At 58.5% G+C, this 10,830-nt stretch carries 11 protein-coding genes; 2 read left to right on the top strand and 9 right to left on the bottom strand.

From position 1 onward, the window contains the following. Nucleotides 1-191 precede the first annotated feature (191 nt). Genes HUU60_01360 through HUU60_01350 form a run of 3 tightly spaced genes read right to left on the bottom strand, consistent with a single transcriptional unit; the run spans nt 192 to nt 3,630 of the window. Nucleotides 192-1,916 (bottom strand): alpha/beta hydrolase, encoded by a 1,725-nt coding sequence (locus HUU60_01360; protein NUL81353.1) that lies wholly within the window; start codon nt 1,914-1,916, stop codon nt 192-194. A 59-nt stretch (nt 1,917-1,975) separates the two neighbouring features. Then, nucleotides 1,976-2,818, bottom strand: a complete 843-nt coding sequence (locus tag HUU60_01355; protein NUL81352.1) for a glycosyltransferase family 2 protein — start codon at nt 2,816-2,818, stop codon at nt 1,976-1,978. Beyond that, nucleotides 2,815-3,630, bottom strand: a complete 816-nt coding sequence (locus tag HUU60_01350) for a DNA-processing protein DprA (GenBank protein ID NUL81351.1) — start codon at nt 3,628-3,630, stop codon at nt 2,815-2,817. The genes HUU60_01355 and HUU60_01350 overlap by 4 nt, the downstream gene beginning before the upstream one ends. A 369-nt stretch (nt 3,631-3,999) precedes the next feature. Between HUU60_01350 and HUU60_01345 the strand changes: the two genes are divergently transcribed. After that, nucleotides 4,000-4,770: a PEP-CTERM sorting domain-containing protein gene (locus tag HUU60_01345; GenBank protein NUL81350.1), complete on the top strand. Its 771-nt coding sequence runs from the start codon at nt 4,000-4,002 to the stop codon at nt 4,768-4,770. Nucleotides 4,771-4,839: 69 nt separating this feature from the next. Here HUU60_01345 and gcvT read toward each other — a convergent pair whose 3' ends face one another. From gcvT to HUU60_01330, 3 genes are read right to left on the bottom strand one after another with little or no spacing between them, the layout of a single operon-like run. Further along, the gene (gcvT, locus tag HUU60_01340; protein ID NUL81349.1) at nt 4,840-5,910 is read right to left on the bottom strand and encodes a glycine cleavage system aminomethyltransferase GcvT; all 1,071 of its coding nucleotides are present in this window, start codon (nt 5,908-5,910) and stop codon (nt 4,840-4,842) included. Continuing rightward, complete coding sequence (locus HUU60_01335; GenBank protein ID NUL81348.1) at nt 5,910-6,698, bottom strand: M55 family metallopeptidase; 789 nt, start codon at nt 6,696-6,698, stop codon at nt 5,910-5,912. Before HUU60_01335 ends, gcvT begins: the two co-directional genes overlap by 1 nt. Before the next feature lie 43 nt (nt 6,699-6,741). Continuing rightward, nucleotides 6,742-7,275, bottom strand: coding sequence for a thioredoxin family protein (locus HUU60_01330; protein NUL81347.1), 534 nt, complete (start codon nt 7,273-7,275; stop codon nt 6,742-6,744). A gap of 77 nt (nt 7,276-7,352) precedes the next feature. Between HUU60_01330 and HUU60_01325 the strand changes: the two genes are divergently transcribed. Next, nucleotides 7,353-8,903 (top strand): amidohydrolase, encoded by a 1,551-nt coding sequence (locus HUU60_01325; protein NUL81346.1) that lies wholly within the window; start codon nt 7,353-7,355, stop codon nt 8,901-8,903. A 60-nt stretch (nt 8,904-8,963) separates the two neighbouring features. Here HUU60_01325 and HUU60_01320 read toward each other — a convergent pair whose 3' ends face one another. The 3 genes from HUU60_01320 to hisB form a co-directional block, all read right to left on the bottom strand. After that, on the bottom strand, nt 8,964-9,497 hold the full coding sequence (locus HUU60_01320) for a PEP-CTERM sorting domain-containing protein (protein ID NUL81345.1): 534 nt from the start codon (nt 9,495-9,497) through the stop codon (nt 8,964-8,966). Nucleotides 9,498-9,609: 112 nt separating this feature from the next. Further along, nucleotides 9,610-10,221 carry an imidazole glycerol phosphate synthase subunit HisH gene (gene hisH / locus HUU60_01315; protein ID NUL81344.1) on the bottom strand — a complete coding sequence of 204 codons (612 nt, stop codon included), beginning with the start codon at nt 10,219-10,221 and terminating at the stop codon, nt 9,610-9,612. Then, nucleotides 10,218-10,829, bottom strand: a complete 612-nt coding sequence (hisB, locus tag HUU60_01310) for an imidazoleglycerol-phosphate dehydratase HisB (GenBank protein NUL81343.1) — start codon at nt 10,827-10,829, stop codon at nt 10,218-10,220. Before hisB ends, hisH begins: the two co-directional genes overlap by 4 nt. Between the last annotated feature and the right edge of the window lies 1 nt (nt 10,830).

Below are 10,830 nucleotides of genomic sequence, written 5' to 3'. Positions count from 1 at the left end.
GGGGACGCTCGCCCTCCCGACGGGTCCGTTTTGGGCTCGCGGGGACGCTCGCCCTCCCGACGGGTCCGTTTTGGGCTCGCGGGGACGCTCGCCCTCCCGGGCGGCCCCGTTTCGTCTGCCAGGCAGAAGCCTGGCGTTCCGAACGCTCGACCTCGCGGCGCGATTCTTAAGCGGGTTCCATAGAGGTCGCGCTATCCAGTCGGCATAAGGGCGCTTTGGCTGGGGTCGATTTCTAACGAGAGCGTCATGGCGACGTTTTCGTGGACGAGGCCGCTGGGGACGACGAACCGGCATCGATTGTTGACCAGGGGTTGGGCGATCATGCCTGCGTTCGTGCCTCTGTCGTTGGGCACCAGCACGGCCTTTAGCGCTCCGCCCTCGTTGACCAAGAGCATGTAGAAGGTATCGTCGACTATCTTGGTGTCGGAAAAGCCCAGGAGGTAGGAATCGCGCTCGCCGATGTAGATGTCGACTCGATAGGCCAGGTCTTTGAACTCATCGGTTTTTGGGTTGAAGTTGGCCAGCGCGGAGTTGAAGACGCCTTCGAACACGACACCGTCCTTCGATTTGTCCTCTTTGTCCCACTTGATCTGGTCCGTTTTGATCGCTTCTGTGCTGAAGGGGCCGAAGCAGTTTTCCGAATCTTTGGTCATCTGATTGAGGAAGAAGTCCACTCGGCGCGGTTTGACGGAGAAGCCGATGAAGTATTCGGGCTTGCCGTCCAGCATTTGTCCTAATCGCGACATGATCTTCTTGCTTCTTCGGATCGTCAGGCTTTCCAGTCGCAGTCTGACTCGAACGTCGCCGAACAGGAAGCGCACGGCGAGTTCGAAGCTTTCTCGGCACGAGATGAGGCTGTCGCGCCCGGTATGGGGCTTGTGCACGAAGGCTTTGTAGGCTCCGGCCAGGGCGGCGGAAGATTGCTTGATCAAACCGTCGCTGTGGTTGGCTTCTTTGCCCTGCAGCCACGACACGACCTGGTTTGCGGAGCGGGTTACGCTGCCCATGACGCCGCCATAAGCGCGGTGATTAGTGCCTACGACACAGAGGACGCGCTCGGGATCGAAGAAGGCCTTCGTGTCGCCCAAGAACTGGTCTGGCGTCCGTTTGTCATCGCTCTTCTTGCCCATTTTGCGGGCAAAAAACTCTGCGTTAAAGTACTCGGTCTCGGCGTAGAAGTCGGTCGGGACCACTTGGAAGGGCACTCCGCGATGGGGCGTGCCCATAGTGATCCATTTGGCCACGCGGCTAAGGGCGAGTTTTTTGGCGGCGGTGCGGGCTGCCGGGGGCGCGGTGAGGACGAATTGGTCGTCGGTCATGTTCAGGCCGGCCGATTTCTGCTTTAGCAGGTAGGTTCGCTGCATCATGCATCGGGCGATGACGCCGCCCATGGAGTGGCAGATGAGATAGACGGACGGCGCGCCGGTGATGGCCAGGACGCGCTCGATGGTCTCGGCCAGGCCGTCGGCCTCCACTTCCAGGCTGCGTTTGGCCGCCGCCCCGGCAAAGTCGTAGTATCGAAAGACCCAGAAGGTGTTATGCTTGCCCTTGTACTGTTTGGCGATGGTTTCGTCCACCCAGATGCGTCCTGTCAGCCATTCGGTCAGGGTGGATTCGGGCAGGTGTCCGAAGTCTGTCTTGAGCCTAGCCAGGCGGTTGGGGTCGATTCCGGTCTGTTGGCGCGTGCTGGCGGCGTAGTTGAGGGCGTTGGTCGCATCGAGGTAGGTGGTGGAGCCTTGATCTTGCGGCAGTTTGAGTTCGGTTTTGAGGAATCGAACCACCATGCCTTCGTAGATGTAGTTGTCGCCCAGTTTGTGCGGGTTGACGGTTCCTTCGTTCCAGCCGTGGAAAGGGTCGGCGGCGCTTCCGCCCAACAGATCGAAACCGCGGACTAAGATGATGGGTAGCACGCTCATAGTACTCGTGAGAATACCTGGGCGCGGTTGATCGCGCCCAGGGACTTTGGTCTGAGGTTTCAGTTCTTGGCTTTGAGCGGGCGTAAGAAGCCAGTTATTCGTATCAGTCCGACAATCGTCCAGTAGAGCGAGGGCCAGAGGCGAGTTTGGTAATGTTTTCGATAGAACTCTTCTAGGGAGCGGTGGGATTCTCGGATCGCCCACTTGCGCGCTTGGCTAGTGCTGGCGCCGCCGTGGTGGACGAGGCGGACGTTGGGGCTGAAGAGGATTTTCCAGCCGGCCTGCCTGACCCGATAGCACCAATCGACGTCGTTGAAGAAGAGGGGAAAGCGCTCGTCCATACCGCCGACTTGCTCTATGACGATTCGCCGCGTCATGAGGAAGGTCGCCATTGGTTGATCGACTTCGATTTCTTGGTCGTATTTGAACCATCGCATCCGATAGACGTTTAGTTTTTTTGAGCGTGGGAAGATCCGGGCCAGGCCGATCGTTTCGTAAAAGAGCGCGGAGGGCGTCGGAAAGCCGCGCACTGAGGGCTGGATTGTGCCGTCTGGGAATCTCTGGAGGCCGCCGACCGCGCCGACATCGGGATGCTCATCGAGAACGGCCAAGGCGTTGTCCAGCGCGTCGGGTTCGAGTTCGGTATCGGGGTTGAGCATGAGGACGAATTCTCCCATTGCAGTTTCGAAGGCTTGATTGTTGCCTTTGGCATACAGTTGGTTCTGATCGTTGGCGATGAGGCGAACCCAGGGGAACTCCTGTTCGACCATTTGTGCCGTGCCGTCGTTAGAGGCGTTGTCCACCACGATGGTCTCAAAGTCGTCGCGCCGGGGGATAGATTCTAGGCAGGCGCGCAGAAGGTCGCGGCAGTTCCAGGTTACGATGCAGATCGAGAGTTTCATGGGGCGCCAAAGGGCGTTGCGCCCGCTTCGATCAGCTCTTGGTTGCCCGGTCGGTCTTCGGTCGCTATCGCTCGAACGTCCTGGCCTCTGCGGACGGCGTCTTTGAGCAATCGGTCGATCTGTCCGCCCTGGCTGATCTCGACCGCGATCACGGTATCGGAGAGGGCTATAACCAGTTCGTCTCGCAACAAACCGGAGGGCGCTCTCCAGGGGTCTCGGGGTCGAAAGGCGCTGATTGCCAATGCACGGTAGGGATCGAACTCGGCTCGCCAGATGCGGGCTGCAGCCAGCGGCTCCTTTCTTAGGTCGTCGCCAAATGCGTCTAGCAGGCCTCTATCGAGCGCCAAGCAGTAGGGCAAGTTGTGTCTGAGGCAGGCCATGACCGACCGGCGATAGCCTTCTGGGTGGAGGCTGGTTACGATTGTAAAGCCCTGCTCTCCAAAGAGGCGCGCGAGTTCTTCGGTCTCTTGTCCGGCGGCGTCGCTAAACTTGCGAGAGAGCATGAGGGCGGCTTTGGGCTTGGAGAGCAGTTCCCAGTCGCCGTAGCCGTAGAGGATGGGCGGCGGCTCGTCTAGCGCGAGCAGGCGGTTGGGATAGGCCGAATCGGCGATCGTCATCCAGTAGGCGCCGGCGCGGGCGAGGAGCGATTCGATTTCTGCGGCTTGGGCGTCGTATTGGGAGGCCTTGGATTGGAGCTCGGTTACGGATTGTTCGGGCAGGCTGTATTCTTCGGCGATTTGGGGAGCGGGCAGAGAGACCAGTTCGTCCCAAGACCGGGGTATAGCGGCTTGTCGCTCCAGGGCTCGACGCAACGATTTGGCGCCGACGCCGGGCAGAAGGGAGAGGGCGATTTGTCCTCGCCTGGGGAACATGTCTGGGCGATATTACCCGAAGGGCGGCGATTAACGGAAGTTTAACGGAATCTGTTGCGAATCGGCGAAACCTGTGCTATACTATTCTCGGTCGTAATAAGCGGGGTCGACACGGCCCACAGAAGGGATGAACGGCCAATCGGGGCTCTTGTCCGGATTTTAAATTCTCCCTTGACAGTCTGGCACGAACCGTGCTATACTGTGGTGGGCGGTTTCGAATCGTCCGCGATTCTACTTAATAACGAAGTTGAGCTCGAGGGTCGGGCTTCAACGATACTAAACCAAAACCTCGAAAGGAGGATGTGTGTGATGCGTTTCAACAAGAGTCTGATGCATCTTGCGGTCGCTTCCGCCGTCGCTGTTATGATGGTTGCGAGCGCTTCGGCCGCTTCCGGGTTCTTCCTGGATGGCTCCAACATCAGCCAGAGCGCCGGTAGCGTGGCTACGCAGACGGATAGCGATTCCAGCAACCCTCGAACTTCGATTCAGGTCAACCCTGGCGACTGGTTCACTCTCACGGTCGGCGTGGAGTTTACGCCTGGCGACGGTGGCCTGGCCAGCACCACTACGGTCAACATTTTTGGCGACCTGGCTGGTAGTTCTGAGTTCGACGTTCATTTCTTTGGCGCTGATAATGCGACCAACCCTCAGAACAATGCCCGATTCCACAGCGACGTGGCGGATAACGATTGGTCGTCCAGCGGTCGAGCCGGCGGCAGAGTGCGCGCCAATTCGACCTCCCCGACCAACACAAGTTTCGGCATTGCCACTGAAGACGGCTTCAGCCTGAAGATGCTGAAGACGGGCGGCACTGCTGATCCGTTCCGCTTCTGGGTCGGCCAAGTTCGTATCAAGGTCGCCAACAATGCGGCGGTTGGCAACTACGTCATCGATCTGACCCGCTTGAGCGGCGTGGGCTCCGAGGGCGTTACCGTCCGAACCTGCATGCTGAACGCTACGACGACTCTCTACGCCACCCGCAGTGGACTGAACGTGGAAGTCGTTCCGGAGCCTGCCAGCATGATCGCTCTGGGCACCGGTTTGGTCGGCCTGCTGGCCGCCCGACGCCGACGCGCCTAATCGGTTCGTCTGGACAAGCAGTAACTGATTGAAAGACATCGAAGCCCCGATCATTCGGGGCTTCTTTCTTTATTGGTCCTTTAGAAACCGCCTCGTTGTTATCGACGCCCCAAACGCCCTGTCCCGCACCCGCATTTCGCAACGATTGCCAGCCTTCGCATAATCGGTTGCGATGAAGGCCATTCCGATACTCTTGCCCAGCACGGGCGAAAATGTGCCGCTGCTGACCGTGCCGATTCGTTGGTCGTCCGACCAGATTTCGTTTCCTTCTCTGGGCACGGCGCGGTCGTCCATCACGATGCCCATGAGCTTCCGGATTGGGCCCTCTGCTTTGATTCGTGCAATGATTTTTGAGCCCCAATAGCCCTCTAGGCGATGCACGACCCAGCCGAGGTTGGCCTCGATCGGGTTGATCTCGTCGGAAAGCTCATGGCCGTATAGATGCAGTCCAGCTTCTATTCGCAGCAAGTCTCTGGCGCCTAATCCGCATGGAACGCCGCCTTCCTGTGTCAGCGCTTCCCATAGCGCGTCGGCCTGGTCGGCTGGGCAGATCAGCTCAAAGCCGTCCTCTCCCGTGTATCCTGTTCGGCCCGCTAACAGACGGACGCCTGCAATGGTCGTTTCGGCGGCGGCAAATCGCGGAACGTCGGGCAGATTGGTTCCCCCAAGCGCTGCCAGCGTTTCGACCGCCTTTGGACCCTGCACCGCGATCATTGCGGTGGACAAAGTGCGATCGTCGATGTCGATACCCTGCCCGTGCTGGCGGAACCAGGCGAGGTCCTTTTCGCGATTTGCGGCGTTAAAGACGACCATGTATTCTGGTTCGGACAAGCGATAGATGATGATGTCGTCGATTACGCCGCCGTTAGGGTTGGTCAGAATGGTGTACATCGCGCTCATATCGGTCAATCGACCCAAGTCGCTCGGGACGAGACTGCTCAGATAGTCGAGAACGCGATCGCCCCGAAACCAGCCTCGCGCCATGTGGCTGACGTCGAACAGGCCACAGCCAGTGCGAACGGCGCGCGCCTCGTCTAGAATGCCTTGATACTGAATCGGCATTACCCAACCGGCAAAAGGCACCATCTTTCCGCCGTGCCGAACGTGCGCCTCGTACAAGGAAGTTTTCAGATCGCTCATCAGGTCTCCCACCAGAAGTTGTCCCAAACTTGCCAGAAGCTTTCGCCTTTGGCCACCACGCATCGCCCTTCTTGCGTTACTCCCGGTTTGCGCAAGAAGTAGGCGGCTTTGTCGGGGTTAGTGATTTCGACTCTCACCTCGACCGGCGCGGGCAGTCGCCATGCGGGCGGGAAGTCGCGCTTTGTCAGGGCTTCATAAGCCCGAGATTCGATCATTTCACATGCGTCCGCATGGTTCAAGGTGCTGATCGCGTATCGGTGGAGGGCTTTCTTGACAGGCGCGGTCGCGACCTTAGAGCCCAAAAGATCGGTTACCTCTTTGCAGGTCGCCTCGTCGCCCGATACGAAAACAATGGGAGCGCCCCAGTGCCCTGCCAGAGCGGCAATGAAACCCGATTCGCCGACCAGCGTGCCGTTGATCCAGGCGTTGTGCCAGCCTTCGGTCGATACGGTATGGCACAGCACACCGTCGGGCGTTCCGGCCATTGCGTGAGCGCCGACTAAAAGCACAGCATCGCAGCCCGATTGAAACGGCTCGATGTGTCGGCACCAGCGGAGCGAGAAGACGTATTCGGCGCCCGATTCTAATGCATCAGGGATCAGGCTTTTGAACGACCATTGCCCCCCTGCGCCATGTCCGTCCACAACGACGATTCGCTTGGCGCCCGCTCGTTTGCAGGCTCTAACGGCGGCATTGATCTCTCCGGTGTAGAGCCTTCTTCCCTCTTCGTACTGCGGCGATCCGCCGTTGACTTGGTCCCACACGGAGATGCCCGCAACGCCCTCCATATCGGCGTAGATCGCAACGCAGTTCAAGCTCAAAGAGCGCCTCTCATGGTTTCCATTTGATCGTGCATCCTATGGGGGCGGTGTTGGGCATGTGGGGCGGCTCGCCTTCTAAGACCGAGTTGATGGCGTCTTCCAAGAAGTGTCGTTGCGCTGCCTTTGGGTCTTCGTGGTTGTCGTCGAAGCGGCCATGATAGCGCAATTCTCTCTCTGAGTCGAACAGAAAGAACTCGGGCGTTCGCTCGGCCATGTACATGCGGGCGACCGACTGTTCTTCGTCATAGGCGTAAATGAACGGGTAGTTCTTCTCTTGCGCCCGCCGCTTCATGGCTTCGAAGCTGTCTTGAGGATACTGGTTTGCATCGTTCGCGTTGATCGCAATGAAGACCACGCCTCGATCTTTATAGCGGTTGACTAGGTCGATGAAGCGGTCTTCGTATCCGACGACATAGGGGCAATGGTTGCACCAAAAGACGATGCAGTATGCGACCGCCTCGGGATACTGGGAGAGGGAGACTGTGCCGCCATCTACGGTCGGCAACGAGAAATCGTGAGCGTCTGAGCCTATGGGTATTGCCACGAGCGTTCCCTCCTTAATAGGTTTGATAGAGAGTTTACCCCTATAGGAAGCGAACTCGACGCGGGGAATCTTTAAGCATGGTAGAGATTATCGAGGGCGCGACCGTTTACACGATGGCGAATGGCGCGCAAGAAGCCTTGGCGATAGAAAACGGCTTGGTTGCCGCTGTCGGCGCATTGAGCGAATTGAGGGCTCGATTTGCCAATGCGCGGCGGGTCTCCGTCGAGGGTTCGATCGTGCCAGCTTTTAACGATTGCCATTGCCATATTCTTTCGCTGGGGATCGATCTGGCCAAAGCCGACCTGCGGGGCTGTCGATCTGTGGAAGAGATTCAGGCGCGATTGCGGGATTGGTCGGCGCGCAATCCGGCTGCCGAGTGGATATTGGGCTTGGCGTACGATCAGAATCTTCTGCCGGGAGGCAAGCATCTGACGCGCAAAGATTTGGACGCGGTCAGCTCCGAGAGGCCGATTTACCTCAATCACGTCAGCAAGCATGGGGCGGCGGTCAATTCGGTCGCTCTTGGGTTGGCCGGGATCGGCGCCTCGACCGAGGATCCGTCGGACGGCAAGATCGAGCGGGATGAGAAGGGAGAGCCGACCGGCATTCTGATGGAGTCGGCCTCTTCGATGGTCAGTCGCTTGATGTCCAAACCGAACGAAGACGAGATGGTGGAACGGATACTGGCAGCGGGCAAGAGTTTGGCAGACAGGGGAATATTGGCGGCTTCGGACGCTTCGACCGGTTGGATAGACTTGGAAACGGAGCTGAGGGCGTACGCTCGCGCAGGCGAGGCCGGTTGCCCGGTGAAGATGACGCTGATGCCGCTCTATGGCTCTGTGCTAAAGCGCGGATGGCTGGACGATCCGTCGGCGATGCGGACTGCTTTTTCTGGCGCGAGGATTGGCCCGATCAAACTCTTCGCCGACGGCGCTTTGACCCTGAGGACGGCTGCGCTACGAGAACCCTACGCAGACGGAACCAACCGTGGGATATTGAATTACGAACCGGAGGATTTGATAGAACGAATTGTTCGCGCTCATAGAGCGGGCTGGCAGATTGCCGTGCACGCGATTGGCGATCGAGCGGTGGACATCGTGTTAGACGGATACGAACGAGCGCTTGAGTCTCGCCCTGTGCAAGATCACCGGCATCGTATTGAGCATTGCATGATGATGCATCCCGATTCGATGGATCGAATGCGGCGGTTGGGCGTCATGGCGGTCGCCCAGCCCGAGTTTCTGCATTGGCTTGGACCGGCTTATCTGGAGGGCATTGGGGAGCGGGCGAATTATCTGATGCCGTATCGATCTTGGGCGGACGCGGACATCGAGTTTGCGTTCAGCTCGGATCAGCCGGTGGTGCCGGGCGATCCGATCGTGGGGTGGCGAGCGGCGGTTACGAGGCGCAGCGCGTCGGGCTTTGAGTTTGGCGCTTCCGAGAGGCTTGCTCCGTTGGAGGCGTTAGAGCGGTTTACGGTAGGCGGGGCCTATGCAACTTTCGATTCGAGCATCGGTTCGCTGGCGCCGGGGATGGAGGCGCGGTTTGCCGTGTTAAGCCAAACGCCAGAGCAGATTGGGGATGGCGGAATGAAGGTCTTGGGGACGAGCAACGATTTGTCGACATAGAAAAATGGCGAGGAGGAGATCCCCCTCGCCATTCAGACGTAGCTTACAGGCTGTAACGGATTACTTGCTGCGTCGTCGCAGGCGAAGCATGCCGGCAAGGCCCATGCCCAGAGCGACCATGCTGGCCGGCTCGGGAACGATGCTGACCGTCAGAGCGTACTGGCCGTCTTCGGTGTGGCCGGAACCGTTAAAGTCGCGATCGCCAAAGCCGGTTACAGCGATGTAGTACTTGCCCGTGTATCGAGCATCCCATCGAACGGCCGAACCAAATCCGCCGCCCGCATCGTCGTTGAACCGGAGCTCGGCGAGACCAGCGTCAAACAGACCAAGCATCGTGTCAGGATCAAAGAACGGGGAAGTGTCATCCATCGGCGTGGTGATAACCGTTAGGATCTCGCCCTGATTCAGGTGAATAGTGAACCAGTCGACATCGCCAGCGTTCAATCCCATTACGCCAACATCGGACCACGGGGCCGCGCCTCGCACGATCGAATCGGCAGTCGTCGAGTCGTTGTTAGGCTCGCTCTCGACAATCAGCGCGAACGAATGCGAAGCGACCATCGCAGCTACAGCCAAAGTCAGAAGCTTCTTCATTGCGTACGTCCTCCTTTCGAAGTTTTGTTTCTCGTCGGGCTCTCCGACGCCCTATAGTATAGCACGGTTTGTGCCATTTTGCAAGGGCGCCAACCTGAAGTTTTCGCCAGGTTTAACAACTTCTTGACGATATCCAGCCCTTGAGAAGTTCCATCCCGGCTTTGCCGCTCTTTTCTGGATGGAACTGCACTCCGATCATGTTGCGCCACATAATACCCGATACGAAGGTCTCGCCGTGTTTGCTCCAGGCAGAAATTGCCTCGCGCTCCGTCGGCTCGGGCACAAAACTGTGCACAAAGTAGAAGAGAGCATTGTCTATCAATCCGGGTATCGCATTGCAATCGACCGATTGAACGGTATTCCAGCCGATGTGCGGAATGCGCGCGTCTGCGGTCGGCTTCAATTTTCTTACCTGCCCTTGAATAAACCCAAGGCCCTGCGCGCTCGGTGATTCTTCGCTGGAATCGAACAGCAGTTGATAGCCAAGGCAGATGCCTAGAAAGGGCTTTCCCGCTAAGACGCTTTGCCTGATCGCCTCGTCCAGGCCCAGTTCTTGCAGGCGAGACGACGCTTGACCAAAAGCCCCAACGCCCGGCAAAACGAGCCTGTCCGCCTTCGCAACGACTTCCGGATCGCTTGTTATCGCACAGTTTTCGCCCAGGTAGCGCAATGCCTTGGCGACGCTTTGCAGGTTTCCCATGCCGTAGTCGACTATGGCGATCATTCGGCGGTTTCTAGGATGCCCTTGCTTGATGGCGCGACTTTCTGCCTCGGGTGCAGCGCGACGGCTTGTTCTAGAGCCAATGCGAAGGCTTTGAAGATGGCCTCGATCTTGTGGTGGTCGTTTTCGCCGGAAAGCAACCGAATGTGCAAGGTGGCCGCCGCATGGGTTGAGAAGGCTCGGAAGAACTCGGCGACCATTTCGGTCGGCATCAGTCCGACGCTCTCTCGAGAGAAAGCGGCGTCAAATGCCAAGTAAGGCCGTCCAGAAAAGTCGATCGCAACGGCAGCCAGCGATTCGTCCATTGGCACGGTCGCCCATCCATATCGCTGAATGCCTCGGCGCTCGCCCAGCGCCTTGTTGACCGCTTTGCCGAGGCAAATGCCCACGTCTTCGATCAAATGATGCTCGTCGACATAGAGGTCGCCGTGCCCGGTTACGACCAGATCGATGAGGCCGTGACAGGCGATTTGGGTGAGCATGTGGTCGAAGAAACCGATGCCTGTATCGATCTCGCCTGCGCCGCTGCCATCTAAGTCGATGGCTACGCGCAATTGCGTTTCGCTGGTTTCGCGCTCAATCTCTGCGTATCGTATGCCTGGGTTTGCCATG

It is taken from the genome of Armatimonadota bacterium, assembly GCA_013359125.1.
GTDB lineage: Bacteria > Armatimonadota > Fimbriimonadia > Fimbriimonadales > GBS-DC > JABWCR01.
Note: the sequence above shows the minus strand (reverse complement) of the source record. Positions and strands in the feature narration are given on the sequence as shown.